The 23,138-nt window shown below is 55.5% G+C and carries 21 protein-coding genes and 2 pseudogenes; 12 read left to right on the top strand and 11 right to left on the bottom strand.

Annotated elements, in window-relative coordinates; all coding sequences use genetic code 11:
• The first annotated feature begins 179 nt into the window (after window positions 1-179).
• The 4 genes from P7C00_RS15250 to P7C00_RS15265 all read left to right on the top strand — a co-directional run bounded on the left by P7C00_RS15250 (window position 180) and on the right by P7C00_RS15265 (window position 4,666).
• Window positions 180-1,469 carry an MFS transporter gene (locus P7C00_RS15250; RefSeq protein ID WP_346632835.1) on the top strand — a complete coding sequence of 430 codons (1,290 nt, stop codon included), beginning with the start codon at window positions 180-182 and terminating at the stop codon, window positions 1,467-1,469.
• A 13-nt stretch (window positions 1,470-1,482) separates the two neighbouring features.
• Window positions 1,483-2,958 (top strand): glycoside hydrolase family 32 protein, encoded by a 1,476-nt coding sequence (locus P7C00_RS15255; RefSeq protein WP_404939749.1) that lies wholly within the window; start codon window positions 1,483-1,485, stop codon window positions 2,956-2,958.
• Window positions 2,959-3,060: 102 nt separating this feature from the next.
• Window positions 3,061-4,059 carry a LacI family DNA-binding transcriptional regulator gene (locus P7C00_RS15260; RefSeq protein ID WP_404939751.1) on the top strand — a complete coding sequence of 333 codons (999 nt, stop codon included), beginning with the start codon at window positions 3,061-3,063 and terminating at the stop codon, window positions 4,057-4,059.
• Window positions 4,060-4,294: 235 nt separating this feature from the next.
• Window positions 4,295-4,666 (top strand): DUF4156 domain-containing protein, encoded by a 372-nt coding sequence (locus tag P7C00_RS15265; protein ID WP_346632838.1) that lies wholly within the window; start codon window positions 4,295-4,297, stop codon window positions 4,664-4,666.
• Window positions 4,667-4,691: 25 nt separating this feature from the next.
• Here the strand turns inward: P7C00_RS15265 and P7C00_RS15270 are convergent, their stop codons facing one another.
• Window positions 4,692-5,081, bottom strand: a complete 390-nt coding sequence (locus P7C00_RS15270; protein ID WP_346632839.1) for a MerR family transcriptional regulator — start codon at window positions 5,079-5,081, stop codon at window positions 4,692-4,694.
• Window positions 5,082-5,154: 73 nt separating this feature from the next.
• Between P7C00_RS15270 and P7C00_RS15275 the strand changes: the two genes are divergently transcribed.
• Both P7C00_RS15275 and P7C00_RS15280 read left to right on the top strand, forming a co-directional pair.
• A complete protein-coding gene (locus P7C00_RS15275; protein ID WP_346632840.1) occupies window positions 5,155-6,225 on the top strand; it encodes an SDR family oxidoreductase in 1,071 nt (356 codons plus the stop codon).
• A gap of 520 nt (window positions 6,226-6,745) precedes the next feature.
• Window positions 6,746-6,948 (top strand): annotated as a pseudogene (locus P7C00_RS15280) (IS3 family transposase); the annotation flags it as partial.
• Between the two features lie 178 nt (window positions 6,949-7,126).
• Here the strand turns inward: P7C00_RS15280 and P7C00_RS15285 are convergent.
• Window positions 7,127-7,312, bottom strand: a pseudogene (locus P7C00_RS15285) (transposase); the annotation flags it as partial.
• A gap of 186 nt (window positions 7,313-7,498) precedes the next feature.
• Between P7C00_RS15285 and P7C00_RS15290 the strand changes: the two are divergent.
• The gene (locus P7C00_RS15290) at window positions 7,499-8,821 is read left to right on the top strand and encodes an AAA family ATPase (protein ID WP_404939753.1); all 1,323 of its coding nucleotides are present in this window, start codon (window positions 7,499-7,501) and stop codon (window positions 8,819-8,821) included.
• Window positions 8,822-8,823: 2 nt separating this feature from the next.
• Window positions 8,824-9,666, top strand: a complete 843-nt coding sequence (locus tag P7C00_RS15295; RefSeq protein ID WP_330213280.1) for a hypothetical protein — start codon at window positions 8,824-8,826, stop codon at window positions 9,664-9,666.
• A gap of 65 nt (window positions 9,667-9,731) precedes the next feature.
• On the opposite strand, the gene P7C00_RS15300 is transcribed toward P7C00_RS15295, so the two are convergent.
• The 5 genes from P7C00_RS15300 to P7C00_RS15320 all read right to left on the bottom strand — a co-directional run bounded on the left by P7C00_RS15300 (window position 9,732) and on the right by P7C00_RS15320 (window position 16,436).
• Window positions 9,732-10,706: a toll/interleukin-1 receptor domain-containing protein gene (locus P7C00_RS15300; RefSeq protein WP_404939755.1), complete on the bottom strand. Its 975-nt coding sequence runs from the start codon at window positions 10,704-10,706 to the stop codon at window positions 9,732-9,734.
• A gap of 925 nt (window positions 10,707-11,631) precedes the next feature.
• Complete coding sequence (locus P7C00_RS15305; protein WP_404939757.1) at window positions 11,632-11,988, bottom strand: hypothetical protein; 357 nt, start codon at window positions 11,986-11,988, stop codon at window positions 11,632-11,634.
• A 46-nt stretch (window positions 11,989-12,034) separates the two neighbouring features.
• The gene (locus P7C00_RS15310) at window positions 12,035-13,810 is read right to left on the bottom strand and encodes an SIR2 family protein (RefSeq protein ID WP_404939759.1); all 1,776 of its coding nucleotides are present in this window, start codon (window positions 13,808-13,810) and stop codon (window positions 12,035-12,037) included.
• A gap of 141 nt (window positions 13,811-13,951) precedes the next feature.
• Entirely contained in the window at window positions 13,952-15,475 is a 1,524-nt protein-coding gene (locus P7C00_RS15315; protein ID WP_404939761.1) for a purine phosphorylase, read from the bottom strand.
• Between the two features lie 52 nt (window positions 15,476-15,527).
• Window positions 15,528-16,436: a WYL domain-containing protein gene (locus P7C00_RS15320; protein WP_330213284.1), complete on the bottom strand. Its 909-nt coding sequence runs from the start codon at window positions 16,434-16,436 to the stop codon at window positions 15,528-15,530.
• Between the two features lie 238 nt (window positions 16,437-16,674).
• On the opposite strand from P7C00_RS15320, the gene P7C00_RS15325 reads away from it, so the two are divergent.
• From P7C00_RS15325 to P7C00_RS15340, 4 genes are all read left to right on the top strand, one after another.
• Complete coding sequence (locus P7C00_RS15325; RefSeq protein WP_330213285.1) at window positions 16,675-17,622, top strand: CBASS oligonucleotide cyclase; 948 nt, start codon at window positions 16,675-16,677, stop codon at window positions 17,620-17,622.
• Window positions 17,619-18,116, top strand: a complete 498-nt coding sequence (locus P7C00_RS15330) for a hypothetical protein (protein ID WP_404939763.1) — start codon at window positions 17,619-17,621, stop codon at window positions 18,114-18,116. The genes P7C00_RS15325 and P7C00_RS15330 overlap by 4 nt, the downstream gene beginning before the upstream one ends.
• Entirely contained in the window at window positions 18,113-19,009 is an 897-nt protein-coding gene (locus tag P7C00_RS15335) for an AAA family ATPase (RefSeq protein ID WP_404939765.1), read from the top strand. The genes P7C00_RS15330 and P7C00_RS15335 overlap by 4 nt, the downstream gene beginning before the upstream one ends.
• 96 nt (window positions 19,010-19,105) lie before the next feature.
• On the top strand, window positions 19,106-19,657 hold the full coding sequence (locus tag P7C00_RS15340) for an exonuclease domain-containing protein (protein ID WP_401126146.1): 552 nt from the start codon (window positions 19,106-19,108) through the stop codon (window positions 19,655-19,657).
• Window positions 19,658-19,661: 4 nt separating this feature from the next.
• Here the strand turns inward: P7C00_RS15340 and P7C00_RS15345 are convergent, their stop codons facing one another.
• The 4 genes from P7C00_RS15345 to P7C00_RS15360 are packed head-to-tail and all read right to left on the bottom strand — an operon-like array spanning window position 19,662 to window position 22,778.
• Window positions 19,662-20,453, bottom strand: coding sequence for an aldo/keto reductase (locus tag P7C00_RS15345; protein ID WP_404939767.1), 792 nt, complete (start codon window positions 20,451-20,453; stop codon window positions 19,662-19,664).
• Entirely contained in the window at window positions 20,450-21,031 is a 582-nt protein-coding gene (locus P7C00_RS15350; protein ID WP_404939769.1) for an AAA family ATPase, read from the bottom strand. Before P7C00_RS15350 ends, P7C00_RS15345 begins: the two co-directional genes overlap by 4 nt.
• Window positions 21,028-21,642: a 3'-5' exonuclease gene (locus tag P7C00_RS15355; protein WP_404939771.1), complete on the bottom strand. Its 615-nt coding sequence runs from the start codon at window positions 21,640-21,642 to the stop codon at window positions 21,028-21,030. Before P7C00_RS15355 ends, P7C00_RS15350 begins: the two co-directional genes overlap by 4 nt.
• Window positions 21,642-22,778: a radical SAM protein gene (locus P7C00_RS15360; protein ID WP_404939773.1), complete on the bottom strand. Its 1,137-nt coding sequence runs from the start codon at window positions 22,776-22,778 to the stop codon at window positions 21,642-21,644. Before P7C00_RS15360 ends, P7C00_RS15355 begins: the two co-directional genes overlap by 1 nt.
• Window positions 22,779-23,138 lie beyond the last annotated feature (360 nt).

Below are 23,138 nucleotides of genomic sequence, written 5' to 3' on the forward strand. Positions count from 1 at the left end.
CATTGCAGACATCTTTCGAACGGCTCGCGGGCTTCAGTCGGGCAGGGACCTTCTGCGGGTCATGCAGGGCGCATTGAGCGCCTTTTTGCAGCGGACTCCACTTGACAGCGAGGCGTTTGAAGACGCGTAATGTGTTGCGATGTTAACGTTAACCTAAATAAAAACAAGAGGGTCGTCACATGCAGATTGCCGCCAAACGCGAGTACTGGCTTATCAGTGGTTTATTGTTTTTCTTCTTCTTCTCGTGGTCATCGAGCTATTCGCTGTTCTCTATCTGGCTGCATCGAGTCATTGGCTTGAATGGCACGGAAACCGGCTTCATTTTCGCCGCCAACGCCATTGCGGCACTGCTGGTTCAGCCCTTCTACGGCGCTCTTCAAGACCGCCTCGGGTTGTCCAAAAAACTTCTGGTATGGATCGGCATCCTGCTGTGTGCCGCAGCCCCGTTTGCAATTTATGTCTACGCCGGCCTGTTGGCGCAGAACGTGGTGCTCGGCGCGTTGGTCGGTGCGGCATTCCTGGCGCTGGCGATGCTGGCAGGCGTGGGGGTGATCGAGTCCTACACGGAGCGCTTGTCACGTCATGCAGGATTCGAGTTTGGCACCACCAGAATGTGGGGGTCGTTGGGCTGGGCCAGTGCGACAGGCGCGGTCGGCGTGGTGTTCAACATTGATCCTGACATTGCGTTTTACATGAGCAGCGTCGCCGGCGTCGTGTTCCTGGTGATCCTGTTCCGTCTGGACCTTGACCGGTTGAGCCAGCCGGCGGCCCAAGCTGACACAGCTGCCCAACCCGTGCGCCTGAACGATCTCTGGAAGTTGCTGGCCCTCCCGCGATTCTGGGCGTTCAGCCTTTACCTGACGGGGGTGTGCGGGATCTACATGATCTACGAACAACAGTTTCCGGTGTATTTCTCCTCGTTTTTCCCGACCCCGGAGGAGGGGACCCGCGCCTATGGCTACCTGAACTCGTCTCAGGTGCTTGTCGAGGCGGTCCTGATGCTGTTTGCACCCTGGGTGGTCAGCCGCACAGGCGCCAAATACGGGCTGATCCTGGCCGGCAGCATCATGTTCGTACGCATCCTTGGCTCCGGGCTGGCAACGGAGGCCTGGGCGATCGCCGCCTGCAAGATGTTGCACGCCTTGGAGGTGCCGATCTTGCTGGTCTCGATATTCAAATACATTTCGCTCAACTTCGACTCTCGACTGTCCGCCTCGATCTACCTGGTGGGATTCCAGTTCGCCCAGCAATTGACCGCCATGCTGCTATCACCGCTGGTGGGCTACGGCTACGACCATTTCGGTTTCTCCAGCGTCTACGTGCTGATGGCCGGCCTGGTCGGCGCCTGCCTGCTGCTTTCATGGAGCTTGTTGCGCAAGGACCCTGTGCGTGACGCCTCTCAAGTCGGGGCTGGCGATTCGCGGGAACTCCCCGCCATCGCGCAATCTGCCCCTCGTTATGAACCCTAGACAGGAACCAGCCATGCACGCTGCACTGTTAGAGCAAGCGCATCGCGCTATCGAAAAAAAGCTGCCTGGGCGGGGTAATGACTATCGCCTTGCCTATCATCTCGCGCCGCCGGCAGGGTGGATGAATGACCCCAACGGTCTGGTTTATTTTCGCGGCGAGTACCATGTGTTCTACCAGCATCATCCCTATTCGGCGCAGTGGGGACCGATGCACTGGGGGCATGCCAAGAGCCGCGATCTGGTGCACTGGGAGCATCTGCCCATCGCGTTGGCGCCTGGCGAGGACTATGACCGCGACGGCTGCTTTTCAGGGTCTGCGGTGGTCGCGGACGACAGGCTGTATCTGATCTACACCGGGCATACCTGGCTGGGTGCGCCGGGTGACGAGCGGAGCATTCGTCAGGTCCAGTGCCTGGCCAGCAGCACCGATGGGGTTGCGTTCAATAAGCACGGGCCGGTGATCGATGCGGCGCCGGAGCCGGGCATCATGCATTTTCGCGACCCCAAGGTATGGCGGCGAGCAGAGCAGTGGTGGATGGCCCTTGGCGCTCGTCAAGGCGACGACCCCCAGCTCCTGCTCTATCGCTCCGACGACCTGTATCACTGGACGTACCTCAGGTGCGCACTGCAGGGGCGACGCGAGTCGGACGGCTATATGTGGGAATGTCCTGACCTGTTCGAACTGGATGGCAACGATGTGTTTCTCTATTCGCCTCAAGGCCTGAAGCCCAGCGGTTATGACAACTGGAACAAATTCCAGAACAGCTATCGGATGGGCCTGCTGGACGATCGCGGGTACTTCAGCGAGTGCGGTGAGCTGCGTGAACTGGATCATGGTCACGATTTCTATGCGGCGCAGACCTTGCTGGCGCCGGACGGGCGCCGCCTGTTGTGGGCCTGGATGGACATGTGGGAGAGCCCGATGCCGAGTCAGGCGCAACACTGGTGTGGTGCGCTGACGCTGCCTCGTGAACTGAGCCGCAATGGCGAACGGCTACGCATGCGGCCGGCCCGCGAACTGACGGCGCTACGCCAGTCACACCGGACACTGGCGATCGGCGTGGTCGAATCCGGCAGTTGCCTACTCGATGAGCAAGGTACGCTGTTGGAATTGGAACTGACCCTGGATCTGGCTGGCAGCACGGCTGAGCGTTTTGGGCTGGCGCTGCGTTGCAGTGAGGATCAGCAAGAGCGGACCCTGGTGTACTTCGATGCAATGGCGCGCCGTCTGGTGCTGGACAGGCAACACTCGGGAGCGGGTGTCAGCGGTGCGCGCAGCGTGCCGATAGCCAAGGGCCAAACCCGGATAGACTTGCGGATTTTTCTGGATCGCTCCTCCATCGAGGTGTTTGTCGATGACGGCGCCTATAGCTTGAGCAGTCGGATCTATCCTCGCTCCGACAGTCAGGCGGTCAGGGCGTTTGCGGTCAATGGCTGCGGTGGGTTTGGTGACGCGTCGGTCTGGCACCTGGCCGATCTGCGCCTCTGACCCCGGTGATTGGCTACGGTTGGCGCGGCGTCCGGTGGCGTGTTGTCATGCTTTTGCCAAGCATGACATGATGCCCGGCCATACAAGCATTGGCACCTGCGAATGGCCTCAGTTAAAGATGTCGCGCGCCTGGCAGGGGTTTCCTTCATGACCGTGTCCAGGGCGCTCAATACCCCGGAAAAGGTCAATCAGGAAACCCTGGCGAAAGTTCTGCAAGCGGTTGAGACCCTGGGTTATGTCCCCAGCCTTTCTGCCCGAAAGATCCGCGGCGGCGCCTCCGGAGGCAAGACCATTGGCGTCTTCGCGTTGGATACCGCCACTACGCCCTTCGCTGTGGAAATGCTCCTGTCCATGGAGCGCACCGCCCGGGAACACGGCTGGAATGTCTTCATCCTCAACGTGTTCGAAGTGCCGCCGAGCCAGCAGACCATCGACCTGATGCTGTCCCACCAGCCTGACGGAATCATCTTCAGCGCCATGCAGTTGCGCACCGTGGAGATCCCCACGGTGTTGCGCAGCCTGCCGCTGGTGCTGAGCAACTGCATGAGCCTGGACCCCGGGGTGGCCTGTTATGTGCCTGACGATGCAGACGGCCAGTATCAAGCGGTGCAACACGCGCTCAAACGCGGCTACCGGAGTCCGCTGTGTATCAACCTGCCGCAAACCAGTCTGGCCTGGGAGCAGCGCCAGCTGGGCTTGTGTCGCGCCCTTGTCGAGGCCGGAATATCCGTGGCCGATGTTCCTCAATACAGCCTGTCGCAGGATGACGCCTATCAGGAAACGATTGCTGTGCTGGAGGGGCAATTGCGAGAGTCGCAAGGAACGCCAGCGTTCGATCTTCTTATCTGTGGTAACGACCGTATCGCTTTGGTGGCTTACCAGTACTTGCTAAGTCGTGGTCTGCGTATTCCAAACCAAGTGGCGGTTCTGGGGTATGACAACATGATCGGTGTTGCAGAGCTGTTCTACCCGCCGCTCAGTACTGTGCAGTTGCCATATTACGAAATGGGACGACGCTCTGCCCAATACATCATTGAACGCAGGAGCGAACCCGGGATTCAGCGGGTGGAATGCCCCTTGGTTGAACGTGAGTCCTGTTAGCAAACTATGCAGGTAGATTGGCAAGTCACTAGATGGTGCTTGGTTAAGTTGCTGGTGGCGAGTCGTTGCCAGGCTCTTGATAAGACGTCTGTGGGCCAGTTTTTACATTTTTAGACCATACATTTACTGATTAATACACCTGCAGTTTGACTAAAGCTTGATACTGCGCGCCCTACCGCCCTGACAATTTATCCCTTAAGGGCATCGCTCTAATCGTACGAAAGGAATCATGTAGATGTATCTCCCCCATACTCTCGCGGGCATTGGTCTGTGCGCGTCGCTGTTTGGCCTGATGGGTTGCGCGCCCACCTCCGTTGCCGGACCGGGCGCCAACAACGTGCGCATCACCCACAATGAACCGGGGCGAGAGTGCCAGTTCCTGGGTGATGTCACGGGTAGTCAGGGCAACTTTTTATTGGGCAGTATCACTGGTAATGCCGATCTGGAGACCGGGGCGCGCAATGACCTCAAAAACAAAGCAGCGGCAATGGGGGGTAACAGGGTTTATCTTCTCACTCAGCGTGCCGGGCAAACCGGCTCGGATAATCGATTGGAGCAAACCAACGTGACTCTTTCAGGCAATGTCTATCACTGTCCAGAGCGTTGAGTCGCTCCGGACTCTCTCTGAAAGTTCAGTTGGAAGAGTTGTTCAGTTGCTGAAGCTCTAGTTGTCTGGCGGCACTGGCTTCGAGGTTTGCACGCTCTTGATCCAAATACCGATAAATGCTTTGAAGGTTGGCGATTTTCTGTTTGATCTGCGCCATCTTCTTTTCAATTAGCTTGGCGCCGTCAGCACAATCGATCAGCTTGTTGCGCTGCGCATCCAGAATCTCGCCTATTTCTCCCAGGGAAAACCCCATGCTTTGTGCGCGCTGGATAAAGTCCAGATCCTGCAGCGTCTGTGGCGTGTAAACGCGATAGTTGTTACTTCGCCGCTGCGGTGAGATCAGGCCGATTTGCTCGTAGTAACGCAGTGTATGGCGGCTGGCGCCGCTGCGGGCCTCGAGTTCGCCGATTTTCATGAAAACACCCCTTGACTGTAGAGTTGGGTCGATAGTTTACGCTTGATTTCTTACCTTAACTAGGAGCGGAGAAATGAGCGTGGAGTGCTTTGTCACAGGGGGAACCGGCTTCATCGGTCAACATTTGGTGGCGTACCTGAGTGCAAAAGGTCACACCGTTCGGGTGTTGATGCGTCGCCCAGAGCGACTAACTGCGTTGCGGGAGCAAGTTGAAAATTTGGGAGGGAGCGCAAGCCGGGTATTTGCCGTAGCTGGCGATCTTGAACGGGACAGCCTCGGGCTGAGTCCTGCTGACCGAGAAGTGCTAAGGCACGCCAGCGTCGTATTCCACCTAGGCGCCCACTTCGCCTGGGGGCTTTCCTTGGAGCAGTCTCGTGCGGTGAACGTAGAAGGGGCAAAGCGGGTGGCGCTGTTGGCGGCTGAGCAAAACAGCCGCTTGGTGATGATCGGCGGCTACATGCTGAAAAATCATCAACATCTGCAACGCATCGGAATTGATCCTCGTTATCCGGAGCGGACAGATTGGCCAGCCGTCTACCGGCGTGTAGGTGGTTACGAGGCGAGCAAGCTGGAGGCGCATTTTGCGACCCTGGAGCTCATGTCCGCCAAGGGCGGGGAGATTACCGTTGTACACCCCTCGACAGTGTGTGGCCACAGCCGCACGGGGCATATCCTTGACGGCCAGCCGCTGGTGGAGCTGATACGCAACCTGGTGCAGGGAAAGCTGACTGCAGTGCCCGGTACCGCCAAGCACTGGCTGCCACTGGTCACTGTGGATTACCTGGTTGAGCTGACGGCGGTGTGTGCTTTTGATCCTGCCATGGCGGGCCAGGAACTGCTGGCGCTGGATGAGCAAACGCCCAACTTGCGAGAACTCCTGGTACAGGTGGCACAGCCTTTGGGCTTAAAGCCTCCCAGGCATCACATTTCGCTTCGATTGCTGAAGTTGCTACTGAGCATTCCTCTCGTCGCGCGCTTTATGAATACCAAACCCGAAGCCTTGGACTTTATCCAGACCACTCGTTTTGACACGGCGGCGGTTGAGCAATTTGCCAACAGGCATGGATTAGCCAAGCCGGATATACGTCAGTCCGTGCAACACACGGCAAAGTTCGTCAACTCATATTACATAGCCAAGGGCTAGGTCCGCTGACTTCTCCTTTGGGGGCATCCCTTCCAAGAAGCTAGAGTTTGCCCCCACTCATGCTCCAAACATCTCTCAAACCAGCGGAATTTGACGGACGGTCAGGGAGTAAAATTATTCGGTAGGTTATTGTTTTTAAAATAATTTATTGAATTTTTTGGGGCTCGATCAAAGACTGTCCGGATCGCCGAAGAACATTTTGACTAGGCTCTAAAACGGTAGTTATAGCCAGAAAAAATCGAATTGTGCCCCCAGTTTTGCCCCCATTTGCACCGACTAGGCTAGTGATCGCGAATGGCGATCTCCGACGGGCTCCAGTATGGCAGTGGCTGGTATTCAGCGCGCCTCCGTGTACTGGATCAGAAACCCAAGCTGCCTAGAGTGTCGGCGCTGATGCGATTTTGACCCAGGTTGCTGATTTTGACTGAGCCACACGCAGCCTCCGAAATCACCCGCAAGGTAATCATTTCTTGAATACTCGGGTGGGTCAATGAATTCCGGTAGCCTGCGTCAAAATCGCATCAGCGCCAACAGGCAGTCCTTCATCCGCGGCATGCAGCCCGAGAAAGTCCTGAGCAAGGAAGAGCGCGAGCAGATACGCAAGGACAAGAAACGTATCCAGCAGCTTGAGAGCGAACTTCATCGCAAAGAGAAGGCGCTGGCCGAAACAGCCGTGTTGCTGGTGCTGCTAAAAAAGCTCAACGACTACTGGGGGATCCCCGGGGGGAATACCAAGGTGGTAGGGGTGCCCACTCATGCGCGCCGACTGGATCAGGCTCATGATCGCCGCCGCCCGTTTACCACTGCGCAGTGATCCTGCGAAGAGCCAGTTCGAAGACCCAAGCGCCCATGGCCTGATTGTGTTTTCGACCTAGTTGAATGCCGTTGAGTCAATACACTAGGTGTCCAGGTCGATCAGACCTTGAGTGTTGAGTTTGACGTGTAGGCGCTTGAGCATCTTGTCGAAGATGCCCTGGCTACACCAGTGTCTAAACCGCTGATAAACAGTAGACCAAGGGCCGTATCGCTCAGGCATGTCTCGCCAGGTCGCACCGGAGCAAAACATCCAGAACACGCCATTGAGCATCTGTTAGTCATCGGCTTGTGGAGGACGATTCGGAGAGGCGCGCGCTGATTGTACTGGTACACTGTCAACAGAAAGCTATGTGTTCCGTTGTGCGAGAGTGAGAGTCCAAAGCGGCTATCATGAAATGCTCAATGAGTCAGTTGAAACTTGTGTAAACTGAAGAGGCACGCACTGGAAGGGGGACAGATGTTTTTAGTACGAGTTGCACTTCAAGATGTACGCTCAATAAAGTCTATCGAGCTTGACTTTCGATCGCCTAGAAGTAAAGCAAGGCGTTGGACTCTTTTGTTGGGTGAAAACGGGTGCGGAAAGAGCTCTGTGCTACGTGCTATCGCATTACTACTTTCCGGGAGTGATGCTTTGCCAGAGCTTTTGGGTGAGCCAGACATCTGGATCCGTAATGGTGCCAAAAAGTGCAAAATTGAAGGCACATTAGTTACCGCGAAAGGTGAGGTTCGTGAAATTGCTTTAGAGATTCACCGAGGTGATGGAATTCGAAGTATTTTCAATCGGAATCATACGTCTCTAGAGGCGTTGGATAATGCCTTGTTTAAGGCAGAGCGAAATTATTTTGTGCTCGGTTACGGCGTTTCACGAAGACCAACTTTGGCAAATTCTAGATCAACTTTTCCTGAGGAGCGATCACGTAATCCTCGCGCCCAAGGCTTGGCTACTATGTTTTCTCCTGACGCCTCGCTTATATCCTTGGAACAATGGGCAATGGATCTTGACTATCGCAAAGGTAGAAAATCAATTGGTGCGGTGAGCCAGGCATTGAATCAACTCCTTCCAGGTATGGAATTTGCGCGTATTGATAGAGACCTGAGGCAAATTATTTTTAAAACTGTAGACGGTGAAGTACCTTTGAGTCAGCTATCTGATGGATATCAGAACATGGCTGCGTGGTGCGGGGATCTTCTTTTTAGAGTGACTGAAGCTTTTCCCGATCGGAAAGATCCCCTACTAGCTCGGGGGGTGTTGCTCATTGATGAGCTGGATCTGCATCTCCATCCAGTGTGGCGTCGTCGTCTGGTGGATTTTCTTTCCACGACGTTGCCAAATTTCCAGTTCATTGCTACGACACACTCAGCGTTGACAGCTCAACAAAGCGGGGAAGGTGAGCTCTATGTGATTCGTCGAGACGGGCAAACCAATGCCCCCTGTTTGGTTCCGTTCCAGGGTGAACCTCGAAAAATGATGCTGCACCAGTTGCTAATGAGCCCCATGTTCGGATTGGAAACTTTGGATTCCGTGGAGGTGGAAAAAGCCCGCACTGTGGTTCGGGAACTGAGTGCCAGATCCGCCCCCTTAAGCACTGTCGAGCAACAACAGCTTCATCGAATGGAAAAGGTTCTGAAGGATGCTCCGGATTGGGATGTGATCCCTGAGTACGCGCTGGCTCAAAAACAACTTCTGGATCAAATAAGCTCGTCTATCAGTCGTGGCAAAAAGCGTCCCTCTGTATCTGCCTCAAAAATACGGGCGGTTGTTAAAAGCCTGGAGGGCTAGGGATGATTAAAATTGTCCGCATTAGAACCAGAAAAGGACTGGAAGGTTATACGGGGTCATACCTCCAGAAAAAATTGAGCAAGTTACTGGGTTATTATTATTCGGATGGCGCTACTGGGAAAGTAAGTTTTAAGTTCAAGAACCGTCAGGTTTGGCGTAAGGCCAAGCCGCAATTAAAAAAAGAGTCTCACAGTAAATGTGCATATTGTGAGGCGGATACAGCGGTTGTAGCTCATGGTGATGTCGAGCATTTTCGGCCGAAAAGTGAGTATTGGTGGTTGGCTTATTGTTATGATAACTATACGTTCAGCTGTCAGGTGTGCAATCAGGTCTATAAGGGGGATAATTTTTTTGTTTCCGGGCCTAAACTTCCCTCTCCAGTAGTCCCGCCTATTTTGCCAACTGACTCTAATGCGCTTGCCCAGTTGATAAAAAGTCTTTGTCCTGATCCGGTGACTTCGAGTGATCTAGATGTGTCTGGGTTGTTTTTGGTCGAAGATGCGAATCTTCTAAATCCCTACTTGAACGATCCGGAGCTGGACTTTTCGTGGGACCCGAAGCCGGCCACAAAGGAAGTATGGTTGGTATCAAATTCTACTGCGAGATCAACTAGGGTAGTGGATGCAGCTGTTGATATGTTGGGGCTGAATAGAGAAGAGTTACTAAGGCTCAGGTGGAATGCGTATTATGAGCTTGAAACTTTAGCGCTTGTTTTTCAGGGTGCAAACTTTACTGTTGAAAAAAGAAAAGATCTGCTGGCGCGTGTTCGATTGCATGCTTCGGACGATAAGCCGTTTGCTGGGATGAAACGCTATTTTTTGAGAGAGTGGGGCTTGCTTGATTGATGTCTCTATTTAGCGTCAAGGCCAGGTGCCCCCTGGGTTCTGGCTAATTCGCACCCAGCAATGATTTACCGATTGCGTTGTAGCGGTGCGATGAGAAGGCCCCAAAGCGTCTCGGCACCGCCTTCTTGGGAAAGCTTCTGGTCTTGCCGAGTGTGGAACGCCATGCCGAAGGTCTTCAGGTACATGGATTGGTCGTCCGTATTTACGGTGAGCGCCTCGTTGTACGAGCCGCCGCCAAACGAGTCTCCATGGCTGTAGTAGATACCGGCGCCCATCTGGCCCTGGCCGCCGGTAAACACTGCCGCTTTTGCAACGTCGTGGCCGTCCTTGTAGATATTCGCAGAAAAGCGATTTGCATCTATCCGACGGAACACCCCTTCATACCCTGAGTTGCGCGCTTGGAGCTCCAGCAACGAGTTCTCGAAATAGCGGGCGATGTACTCGAAGCTGTCGAGCAAGAAGCGGTCTTTGTCCAGCTGGGTGAAGCTCTTAGCCATTCGAAGGTTACTCGACCTAGGGCCAGCCGGGGCGATAAGGGAGGGCGCTGAACCTCCATTGAAATCGTTGCGTTCAGCTCGCGGAGCAGTGTTCGGTTGGCCACGGCTGCGTCGCTCGGCGGCCTTCCGAACCTCCTTCGCAACCTGCAAAAATGCTTCGTCCCGATCAGGCCAGAGGGTCACTGGCTTACCATCTTGGGGCGTACCAAGCAGCTTGCCGAAGGGGGCATGATGCCAATCGCATGGGCGAAGAATCACAGGAATGACAGTCGCTTCTTTAGCGGCATGGCGCTCCATCGCGCGAGCCATCTCGATGTTGTAGCAATAGTCGGAAGCGATGAAATCGGGGCTTACCAGCAACAGGATAATTTCGTCGCTGTTGATGTGATCATCAATGGCAACATCGATCTCTTGACCTGCTCCGATTCTGCGGTCGTGCCAAGTCTCAATGACGCCTTGGCGCTTGAGCATCGAAAGCTGCTTTTCCAGCTGGTCGCGCAGCGCTTCGTCAGCATGGCAATAAGAAAAGAACACGTTCGGCAAAAGGGTCACTCCTACTCGGATAGGTGCGACGTCAATCTTACGGGCAGCTTGGCTGCGAAGTACAGACGTGGGCTTGGTTTGACTGCTGATTGGATGCCCTTCAGTTGAACCTGTTAGCCAAAAAACAACGGTGCTCGAGTCGTGACATGGTCGTAGATCATTTTGGCTCGCTCGTAATGAATGATGTGCTTGCCGTGAGGCGTTGGCCACACGAACTGACGGATCTCAAGTGGCGCAAATGTAAAGGAATGTGGAAGGCCTAGGCGTCTCTTAACCGTGCCGTCAGCACTGTTGCATTGCTCGCAGATGATGACGGGAGCAAATGTGGTGATCCGATGAGGTTCTCCAGGAAGCGGTTTTCGTACGTAAGGGTCGGTTCCATGGTCATGGTGAGTATGGAGACCTACAGCCCAGCCTTCTCGCCTATGCGGTTTGTTCGGGTAAAGCATCGTCCAACGTAGCAATTGGTATCGTGTCCGTTCGCAGCACGGGCATCGCCAATGATCATCAAGCTTCGCCCATAGCTGGTGGCAATGGGCGCCATCAAAGCTCAGGTATTCCTCCCAGCTAGGAATGCGCCGGAGCAGATTGCTATTCAGCGTTTTCTCTCTGTTAGCATTCTTGATTTTGGTACCGTCGCAGGCCAAACAGTAGCCATTGGCCGAAAACTCGGGCTTGCAGGGACAGAGGTTTTTGGTCATCAGAGCTTCTCAGTCTGCCGTTGGGTTAACCCACGTGATGACCGCGCGCCAGGCATTTGTGCTGGAGTTGCTGGCAGCCACCATCATTTGTAGCTACTAACGGTATGCGGGTCTCTGAGGGTCTCATCTGTCCACGCAAGGCCAATGCAGAACATCAGGGTCAAGGAGGCGTAGTTGATCACTGCATGTACTCCTCCTGCACTCACGTCATCAACTGCTCGGTATCACCATACAAGCAGATCACCAATCATCGCCCCCAACGCAGCCCTACAGGCAGTCAGCAAGCTACCTCCTACGTTGATGAAGAACGTGTGCACTTCCCGCGACCTTCCAATGAGGTGAAAGGATCGAAACGTCACCCTAAGCGTGAAGATGCTGACGATAGCGAATGCTATGAGCAGGTACACGTAGTAAGCCATGAGCTCGGGTGCGGTCAGTAGCGCGGTCACCAAAACGCTCACCTCTTCTGGTGAGGTGGTGGCCAGGAGTGGCAGTGACCCGATGAAGAACGCATAAATCACCTCCCTCGATGCCCGCTGCCAGAATCCAAACTTGTCCTGGGTTTTCACCAGCAAACGCATGTACCCCATTTGAATCGTATTTGCATTAATTGGAATGCGTGAGGCGTCAGTACCTGGACAGCCGCTTCAGTCCTTCAAGCATTTGCTCCAGGTAGCTTTGCGACCCAAGTGCGAACCCTGCTGCCAGCAGCGGGGCCCTGTACTCTTCGGTCGCATATTCGTGAGCGAAGCGGTTGATGGTCTCTGAATGCCAGGAAAGCCGGCCCAATGCGATTTTCTTGAAACCGTGGTTTTTCACCGCATCCGCGAGTGATTCTTCACTGACTCCGCGTTGCTCGCAGAAGAACAGGAAACTGAAAAACTCAAACCGTTCGTAAAGCAGCCCGTGATCCTGCAGACCTGCGAAGTCAGGCGCCCACCGAGGCGTAAGACGGTCATGGAGTCGGTTGCACAAGGGAGTAAGAGCTCTACTTTGGTCTTCGAAGCTCTTCCATAATTCAAACAGGCCATTGACTCCCTCAACGTAGAACGGTGATAGATCAAGTCCCACAGGGAAAGGCATTTCGCGCCGGTTGATAAGTGTCGTGTTAAACAGCTCGTTTAGCTCGCTCAGGCGATTGGCCCGCACAAGTCCCATGCCATACGCATAGGTAACAAGTGCTATCGGGTAACTCTTCAATGCAAGTCCAGCTACCCACCCTGACTGCTCGACCTGAGACGCAGCGTGCAGGCCCTTGATCGCATCCAAAACGATCGTATGCTCAACACCTGCACCCCATCGCCCTAACACTGCACAAAGGCGTGCTAGTGGCTCGATGGCCGCTTCGTAGATCTCAACCAGGTCGGTAAAATCCTTGGACGTGCTGCCCTGAGGTCGTTCTGCGAAGAGAGGAGCCAGATGGCTGATCGCTTGATGAGCCTGGCTGGTCACTAAATCATCGAGCTGAATCCTGTGTTCGGGTCTGGCCATAAAGCGTTTGGCCATAGCGAGAGTCAGCTCGATGCCGGCAGGGTTCTGCAGGCGGGATTGCTGGATGGTTTCCAGTTTGAGGTTCAGCCCATCGAAGAAGGTGTCGGCATCCAGGCCCGTCACGACGTTGGCGCGCCGCTGAATGATGAGCTCTTGGCCACGCTCGCTCAATTTTCCTCGCGAAAGCCAGTAGGTCGGGTAGCGACGGGAGGGCGCCCTCAAAAACGCCGCCCTCAGCGCATGATCCCACTCACCTGACCAGCCCGCGACGATCAGCCCAAACTCATCGATGATGCGGTCAAGCAACGTATTGAACGCTGGCGGGTACTTGCCCAGCTCCCCATCGGTATTGAGGATCCTGGCATCCTTGTAATCACCATGGATCTTCAGGATGTAGCAGGACGCATGAGTGAGTGGCTCCGCTCCTGCGAGGGTGTCTTCTGAGCTGACGACAGTTGGCTCAACGCCGACATCGCGCAGCGCATTTTCCATGAGTCGGTCGAAGTTCGTCGTGATGATCACGCGTACATGACCCGCTTTGACCATCGCAGCGATCGCTCGATGTGCGGGGGTAGGCAGTTTAAGGCCATCCTCTAACTCGTCTTCGCTAGGTTCCAGAAAGCCTTGAATGATCGCTCGCCGTTCAGTCTGGGTTGTCGCCAGGCGTTCGAGCAACGTGGAGTAATTGGGCTGCTCTCCTGTTTGACCTACGTACCACGCGAGCCAATCTTCCTGTTCGCCGGCACCAGACGCTATACCCCATCGTTTCACCAGCTCCATGGTGATTTCCCAGCCGGTCGGTATGCCCGCCGAGCGTGATACGCCCGAGCCAAGAAGCACTGCGTAGACGCCTTTGTTCTCAAACATTGAAAACGCGATTTGGGCTGTTGAATCACTGATGGCAGCGGTCATGCACATTCCTAAATTTCAGCGGGGAGGTGAGGTTTCTGCACGAGCATCGGCTTATCTAAGAGTAGTCAGATCCGTGTCGGTCGGTGGCAGCGACGGTGGCTGGTGACGACTTGCTGCATCTCCAGCCAATCGCAAATCGACCTATTTGCGGTGCAAGATAAGCCCATGAGCGATGTAGTCAGCAGTCACGACTGCCGCGGCCATCGATGCCACATAATGAAGTGCATCGTCCTTGAGGTGGTCACCATGGTCACTGATCCCTCGAATCACCAGAGCGGGGACTTCATGTCTAGAGCAGGCTTCAAATACACCGTGGGCCTCCATCTCAGCGACACACACCTTGCCATGCAGCTCCTGCATTTTCTTGAAGAGCTGCTCATCGCGTACGAGCTTTTCGCCTGCCGCAATCGTGGTGAGTGTTGGGTTCAGGGCCGTTGACACTTCGCCGGCGGCTGATGAAGGCGGGAACACCAGTCCTACGGACTCAGCGTGTCGTGCTAGGCGTGCTAAGCGGGAGCCGCGGGCAAGGTAAGCCCCCATGTCTTGTTGGGTTCTGAACTCGGGCTTGGACATGTCTGGCCTCGCAACCATGACACCGCCCGAAAGCGCGGCAGCACCTTCATAAGCAACTACGCGCTCGGACAAGATCACATCGCCGAGCTTCAATTTCGATCGCATCCCGGCAGCGATGCCCATCATGAACACCGCATGGGGTCGGAATTCGGAAATGAGCATTGATGTCACTGCTGATGCCTGGGTATTTCCGGCACCGTTGAACGACGCTACAACACAGGTGAGAGGGCCGTTCCGGCCTTCAACCTTGACTCGCCAGACATGGATGCCATGCTCGCTCTGAAAACCGTAATCGTCTTCATCGATGCCAAGGGCATGCTTAGCTGCGGCCAGTTCGACAGGCAACGCTGTCAGCACCAGGACATCCGGGGACGCTGCCGCGTCCTTCGCCGCAAATTCATCAACGAAGAGCTGAATGGTTTTGTCGGCCAGTGGCTGGAGGTCACCCAGGGTATGTTGAGCTGATAGCCCAAGCATCTTGCGACGAACGCTCTCCCCGGTATGAGGCAGGTAGGCGGCTGGATTTTGGGTGAACTGCCGGTGGAGCAGGGGGGCACCCGGGCCATCATCGCAGAATGCCCCGACATCAATGTCAAAAGGAAAAACTGGAAGCTTAAGCTTGAGCGCGCGTTGGGCACGGTCGAGAACGCCTTTGCCTCCACTGATGGCAATCATGGCTGTCGCCAGATCCAGCTGCGCGTCGCGAATATTTCCACCCGTGACGACGTCGTCATCTACGTATTCAATCTGGGCGATGTCTTGGCCAACCAGGCGGCTGACCAACTCACGACCTTCGTCATCCATCTTGCTGTACAAGGAGCGCTGGGATGTGACGATGTGCAGCCTGCCCTTAACGTCCAACTGGGTGCTCAACTGCTCCACTTCACGGGCAATCGTCCAATCGAATACCATGGAGTCGCCGTGCTCATTCTTCGGCTCGCCGCTGAGATAGACAACCAGTGAAGCCTTTTCAGCCAGCGCTGCTTTCGTCAGGCCGCGAACCAGCTGATGCGCCCGTCCGACCTGTGTTCGATCCGTTGATTTCGAAATGCTCCCTGCGATCAGGAAGCACTGTTTTTCTAAGCTGGCCATCCAGAGGCTCCTAGTGCTGATAAGTGTTGGGGCAGGCATCTTGCTCGTTTAGTCAGCTCAGCGGCGGTAGCAGATGCTCTATTTTTTTGCGGTTCTTAAGGGTCAGCTGCTGCCGCAGGGGAGAGTTCTCAGGCTTCTCCTCCTGCAGGTTCAACTGGTACAGCAAGTAGAACGTCAGAGCCTGCCGGCACTGCAAGGTGATCTCGCCGTTTTCCATGGCATAGTCCCACTCGATGACCCTTTTCTGATGCGGCTTTAAGCGAGGATTGGCGCCGATAACGAGATCCACGATGGTGTGCCACTGAGTATCCCCAGCAGCTCGATCCTCATCAGGGCCAGCGTCGCGGGCCGTGATCACTCGGGACAGCGAGAAATCTCGAAACTCATGCTTGGTGTGGCAGAACGCTCGGAAATGCCAACGCGCGCCATCCTGAACAAGCGCATGAGGCGTCAACTTCCTATCAGTCGGTTCCGGAGTCGATAGCGAGCTGTACGTCACGAAAAGGGCATGGTGCTGACGAATCGCTCTCAGCACCAGACCGACAGTATCTGCATCCAGGCGTCGTCCAGGGCGGGGCACTGTCGCTACAGGCGCGTGCCAACCCAGAAAGCTTCCGTATGGGATGTCAGGCTGGATCGCGATTCTGAGCAGGTCGTCCAGGTAGCGATCCAATGCGCTTGAGGCGAAAACCGGTGAGAAGGCCGCGGTGGATCGGTAGACACGAGTGCGGTTGTCGTACTCAAGATTATGCGACGCCAAGCGCGCGTACTCGGAAAGGTCGATAGATGCCTGCGGTACGGAAATTCCAAAAAAATCAGTCAGATCGCTTCGGTTGATCTGCCCGTCCCACCTGAGTCGGTAGTCAATAAATTCTAAACGACGCTCTTGACCCCAGCGCGCGCCTGGGCGTGCAGGTGAAGCTGGGCTGTTGCCCGGCGCATTGGGTTCATCAGTCATCATGGTTGCCTCTGTGCGTATAAAAACTAGACTACATCTAAAAAGTAGTCGTATAGTTAGGCTACGCGAGCAACCTGTAGATGGCAATCGGTCTTCCCGGAAACCTAGAGGCTCCGGCTCCAATTCCACGCATGCGCCGCCGTTAAATAGGTGCCCTGGCACCTGCTGTCACCTGGCTGGCCGGCTCATGGGGAGGCGTACGGTAGGTGGTGGCTGGCTCAAATCATCGAGGCTAAGTGTCATGCCATTGAATAACGCTGAGATTCGACGCTACGACAGTAACGTGCTGCGCCTGCCCAAGGATAAACGGGAGATATACAACGCCCAGGTCGACAGGCTGATCAAAGCGCTGCGGAGCAAGATTCGCGAACAGCACAAGATCACCATCGAACGGGTGGTCAAGGCTGGCTCCTTCGCTAAGCACACCATCTTGCGCAAAAGCAGCGACAACCCCGTCGATGTGGATGTGGTCTTCTACATCTCGGGTAAAAGCGTTAGCCAGGAGACCTACAAAAGCCTGAGCGACTTGATCCACGCCGCGCTGATCGAGATGTACCCAAACAAGGCGGTTGACGATTTTGTCATCCAGCGTAAGGCAGCGACGGTGACCTTCAAGGGCACGGGGCTTGATGTGGACATCGTCCCGGTGATCGCCAACCCAAACAAAGAAGGTTACGGCTGGCAGTTTGATCGTGTGGATGGGTCGAAGGTCGAGACGTGCGCCCCCTGCCAGATCAAATTCGTCGCTGATCGTAAGAAAGAAGACGCCGATTTCCGTACCTTGGTGCGCTTGGCCAAACGGTGGCGCAACTACACGGAGTGTACCCTCAAATCGTTCGCCATCGAGCTCATCATGGCCCACGTGCTGGAGGTCAACGGCAAGGAGGGATCGCTGGAAGAGAGGTTTCGCGCTTTCCTGCTCTACATCGCTCAGTCTCAGTTAAAGGAAGTGATCAAGTTCCCCGAAAATACTGGGGTAATCCCGGCTTTCGATGACGCTGTCGTCATCCTTGATCCAGTGTGCAACGCCAACAACGTTGCCAGTCGTATCACCGAGGCGGAGCGTAAGGAGATTGTCGCGCTCGCCAAATCGTCGTGGGAGACCGCATACCTGGCGTCTGTCGACGATGACTTCGACGTTTGGAAAGAGCTGTTCGGTAAAAACTTCAGCGTGGAGGACGCGGCATGAGTCAGACAGCTACTCGGACAGAAACTTACTCGGTCGCAGACATCGAGACCGTCATGCGGCGAGTCAAGATGGACTTGATGATGATCGCATCCAGCACTGGCGCAGCTACTGAGGAGCGCGCGAAGGAGTGGGCTCATGATATTGATTTGTTGGCCAAAGGCGGCTACTTGAAATCGGTGGACGTTACCATTCTCTCCGGCGATAAAAAGGAGTTGAAGGCAACATGCTTCACCATCGACGCGGAGTCGGGAACGTTGAGCAATGAGCGGCCTGGTGACAGCCTGTGGCCAAGGTGCCCAGAGGGAAGGCTGCGTATTGTGTTGTCCTACACCCACCATTACGACTCTGCAGCTGAGGAAAAACTGACCCCTAAGTTCAAGCGCACCTGGTCACCCTCCACGGCTGACATCAGCCATGCCTCGCTGGCTTCAAAGCCAGGCCGCGAGTATTCCAGCAACGGTTACGGTGTACAGCGCAAGGATTTCGGCCAATGAGCAAAGTAAGTGTTTTTGATACCGAAACGGTGCTGCCCGATGGTGAACTGTCTGCGCGTGAGGCAGGCCTCCTAGGATTCGCTAAGCGATACGACCGGGTTTATAACCAACTCCGGCTGTTACTGGATGTCGGCCAACTAGGGGCTTGGAGCAAGGATTACCACCAAAGTGTTTTGCCGATCTGCAGCCTGGTTGCAGATCAGTACCCACTGGTCATCTTCCACGGTGACGTTGGTACGGGCAAAACGGCCATGGCCGAGTGCATCGCCAATCGCATCGTGCGCGAATCCGGGGCGGAAGATTCGGTGCTGCTCAAACTGAGCAACCGTGTCCGCGGTAGCGGGCGTGTGGGTGAAATGGGCACGTTGCTGACTCAAGTTTGGGCGGAGGTCGCGGACGCGGCCGGTAAAAACCGGCGAGCGATTCTGCTGATTGATGAGGGTGACTCCATCGCTGCATCCCGCTCTCAAAGCCAGAGCCATCATGAAGACAAGGTTGCGGTGAACACGCTTATCCAGGGCGTGGACGAGATGCGTAAGTACAAGGGGCGAGTGGTCGTGTTCCTGTGTACCAATCGACTGTCGGTGGTCGACGCCGCGCTCCAGCGCCGTGCAGCGATCGTCGAAGAGTTCCGCAGGCCCGACGCTGATGAGCGCAAAGCCCTGTTCGAGATGGATCTGCAGGGGTTGCGCTTGACCGACAAGCAGTTCCAAGAGCTGGCTGCGCTGACCGGAGAGCGTAGCGAGCGGCCGGCATGGACGTACTCTGACCTTCGCACCCGTCTCTATCCGGCAGCACTCGCACTGGCTTATCCGGATCGCGCGCTGACGTTCAAGGACTTGAAGGACTCCATTGAGTCACTGCGTCCTTCGCCTGTTATGGAAGACAAGTAAGTGCTGTTGCACCTGCGCGGCTGATGTACCTCGGCCGCGCACCGCAATCGAGTTGCGAACGGGCTGACTCGATGACTGATTGCCGAGGAGTAGCTAATGACTGCAACACCAGAAGTTTTCATTTCCGTGGATGTCGAGGCATCAGGGCCTATCCCCGGGGAATACAGCATGCTGTCGATCGGGGCGTGCCTTGTATCTGATGACACCCAGACGTTCTCCTGTTACCTCAAACCTACCAGTGACCGATATGTCCCGGAGGCGCTGGAGGTTACAGGGTTGTCTTTGGAGCAGCTTCGTTCCGAAGGGCTAGATCCCCGCGAAGCCATGCAGCAATTCAAGGCTTGGGTTGAACAGGTGGCACCTGAGGGCACGCGGGCCGTATTTGTCGGCTTCAACGCCTCGTTCGACTGGGCATTTGTGAACCATTACTTCCATTACTTCCTGGGGGAAAACCCTTTCGGTATCGCGGCTCTGGATATCAAATCGATGTACTTCGGCGCCGCGCGCAGCACCTGGGAGCAGACCCGCTCCAGTGAGATCGCCAAAATCGTCAACCCTCGCAAGAAAGGTGACCATGACGCTCTCCATGACGCGGTTTACCAGGCCGAACTGTTCAGGCTGATCCAAGCCCAGTTGATGAGTGGCTAGTCGTCTAGTCTGCGTCCGCGGCCCTCATGTTCTCCAGCAGGTGCGAGGCGTTTGATGTCCCTGGGATGGGGAACATAGCGGGCGAGTAATCCAGCAGCCACCGGAGGGCGTCCTGCGCTAGAGCCGGGTTCGCTGGTTCCCTAGAGCCTTCTACTGCCAAGCATCGACCAGTTCCCAAGGGGGCATAGGGCACGAAGGCAACGTGGTTGCTCTCGCACCATCGCACAACGTCATCCGAGTCGGTATTGATCAAACTGAAAGAATTCTGGATGGCAGCTATTGGAGCAATCTTCGATGCTTCCACCGCTTGCGCGATGGTCGCCTTGGACAGTCCCAGCGCTTTGATTTTACCCTCCGTGCGCATTTGCTCCAGCTCTCCGACCTGATCGGCGAGCGGGACGTTTGGGTCAATTCGGTGCAGGTAGTAAAGGTCGATGGCATCGACGCCAAGTCGGCGCAGGCTAAGTTCAACGCACTGGCGCAGGTAGGCTGGTACTCCGCAAGGTGTCCATTGGCCCGGGCCTTGGCGCGTGAACCCACCTTTCGTTGCAATGACCAGATCATCCGCGAAGGGGTGCAGAGCTTTGCGGATCAATGTTTCGACATCGTGCGGGCCATAGGCATCGGCAGTGTCGATATGCTGAACGCCTGACGCGACTGCCAAGCGGAGGACTTGAATCGCGTTGCTCTCGTCGGCAGGCGGCCCCCAAATACCTGGCCCTGTCAGCCGCATGGTGCCGAAACCAAGGCGACATACCGACTTCCCAGCCAGCATCCCGCGTGTAGTCAAAGTCATGCTAATCCCATGCGTAGGAATACGTCGGCGGTAACTTGCGCAAGAAGCGCTTCGCGCAAGCCGTGAGATAGAACCTGGTGATGGATTGAATGCCGACCCAGAAGCTCATGAAGGTGCGTGTCCACTGCTGCCCTGTAGTGACTATCTGTGTCTCGACCAGGGCCGAGAGCAATTGAGGGTTCAAGTTTTGTGGCAAGAACGGTCGTATAGTTGGGGCTATGACCCGTCATCAAGGCGCCGATCGCTTCCAGCTCATGTGCCGCTACTTCGCAGCCCCGATATTCAACAGCAGCGTTCCAGTACGCCACCGCGTCCATGATTGGGCGATCAACAAGTACAACTTCCGCGTTAATACGGGCTGCCTGCTCAGCCTCGAGCGTCCTTTCGATGAACCACATCGTCGAGTCATACGTGTGTTGAGTTAGCAGTGGAATGCCTTGCTGCACGGCAAGAGCCCCAAAGGAGGGAATGGTTTCGACGCGAACTCCTTTCGACTCAAGTACCGTCCGCAGCTCATTACAGAAGGTTGATTTGCCGGTTGAGTGGGTGCCGGCGACCCCAATCACAACGGAGCTCACCATAAGCTTCCTTGTTCCGGTGGCGAAGCTTCTTTCTCCTTTTGAATCTTGAGCTGGGCGATTTTGCACACTTCAATCCAGCTCTTGATGAGCGAGTCCTTGATCAGGCGATTCAGGAGGAGGGCGGTCACTCGTGCATCCTCTCCAGCGCGATGCAGTTCACCCGAGACTTCAGCGTCCAAACCTGTCAAGGCCAGCAGTGATGAGAGGCTATGGCTTTCTGCATCTGGGTACACATGGCGTGCTAGCTTGAGGGTATCGATCACTCCAATTGGCGCCCAGTCGGGCAGGTAGCGCTTCATCACGCCATAGTCGACTGAGGCGTTGTGTGCGACAAACCATTTGCCCTGCAAATGTTGTTCGACGCTGGCCCGCAGCTCCTCCCAAACTGGTGCAGTCTTCACTTTCGAGTTGCCGATGCCATGTACACGCTTGGCTTGCCAAGTGATTGGATTCGGCGGCTTGATGAGCCAGCTGGAAGGCTCTGCTCCCTCGATGACAGGGAAACCGGCAATAGCGAGCTCCACGAGGTCAGGCGGCGTCTGGCCATTTCCTTCAACGTCGACGATTACGATGGGCTCGGAGGGCCACTGAAACTCCGTGTCTGTCATCAGATGTTCCTATGCGCTTCCGCGCGTCCATGGCGATCATAGTGGTGCGGCTTGTCGGCATCGTGCACTTGATATCCCAGCGTGTGCTGCATGAAGTAACGTCGCTGTTCATCAAGACCCCGAACGATGATGGATCGCTCGGTAATAACAGGGTCACCTTCGGCTCCCATGCGCTGACATAAGCTATTGAGCACTGACTGTTCAGGTTTCTTCCAGGCAGCTTTGCACGTGGAGTACTGAGCAGTAGGGCAGGTGTCACACAACTCGGTGATCCCGAAATGACCGTTGTAGTCGGGCTGCTGGTGAGCATAGGCAACCCCGCAAGAAGTCTTTCTGAAGATCGGAGTACCTGGAGCTTGCGCCTGATACATCCCCAGCAAACGTTGCTCCTCCTCCAGCGGCAGAAGCTTGCGTCTTGCGGTTGAGGTGTAAGGTTCAGGGATGCCTTGGCTTTGGTAGTATTGGGCAATCTCCTGGCGATAAAACAAACCGCTGAACACCGTGGCGTGAGCGTGTTTCGCCAGCTGAGCAGCGCGGGCGATATGCTGTTCAGAATCGTTGAGCCCAGGGACTATGGGACGCCAGTACAGGAGCGTCCTGTACCGCTGGGCATGCTTGAAAAGGGTACGTAGGCTTTTAGCCGCAATCGACGATTTGATCGGCTCGACCTTCGGATCTTCGATCCCCGAGTAGGTCACCAAAATTGTCAGCTTGATGTTGGTCAAGGCGTTGAAGCGTTCGCAGTCCTCGGGCGTTACACGCCAGCGAGTGATGACCAGGACGTTGTTGGTCAGGCCTGCTTCATCTAACAGCCGCAAGAGGTTATGCGTGTGGCTTTTCACGTCCGACAGCATCGGGTCAGTCGCCCGATTGAAAAGCTGGATTGGCGTGATGTGGGGCTGGAAAAATCGATGTGAGACGAACCGTTCGAACGCCTCTTCGTCACTCATCAACGCCTGGGGCGTACGCTGATCAAAGTTTCCGAACAGGTGCCTCACGCAATAGCTGCAATCTAGTGGACAGCCGACGATATGGTTTAGGCTCAGACCGCTTTTGCGGTACTCGACAGGATCCCTGAGGCTTGGGTTGACCAGTGACTGCTGCGTGGCGTCGATGATGGCGACGTTTCTTTCCATTGACGCACTCCTTGCGGCTCGACCAAGCCGCAGATGCTCCTTAGAGGTATGCCTATCCATCCTGGGACGTGTGCGCTGCAGAGCGATGTCTACCAGGCAGGCGAGCTGATAGACTATCAATCTGCCATCAAATTGGGCAATGATGGATCTAAAATTTCCACGCGAACAAACAGTCCCGTCCTCTGACTTGACGTCCTCGCATCCGAAACGCCCGAGGTAAGGTTTCCGACGTTAGATCGGCCGGGACTATAAATGGCTGTCCTATGGGCACTGACGGAGCTGCCCTCGAGTCATCCGGGAGGTGCATAGATTGGACGTAGATTTCTTCCTCAAAGAGCGTACGGCATTTATCCAGACTAT

This window comes from Pseudomonas sp. JDS08PS003 (assembly GCF_045013505.1).
Taxonomy (GTDB): Bacteria; Pseudomonadota; Gammaproteobacteria; order Pseudomonadales; family Pseudomonadaceae; genus Aquipseudomonas; species Aquipseudomonas protegens_B.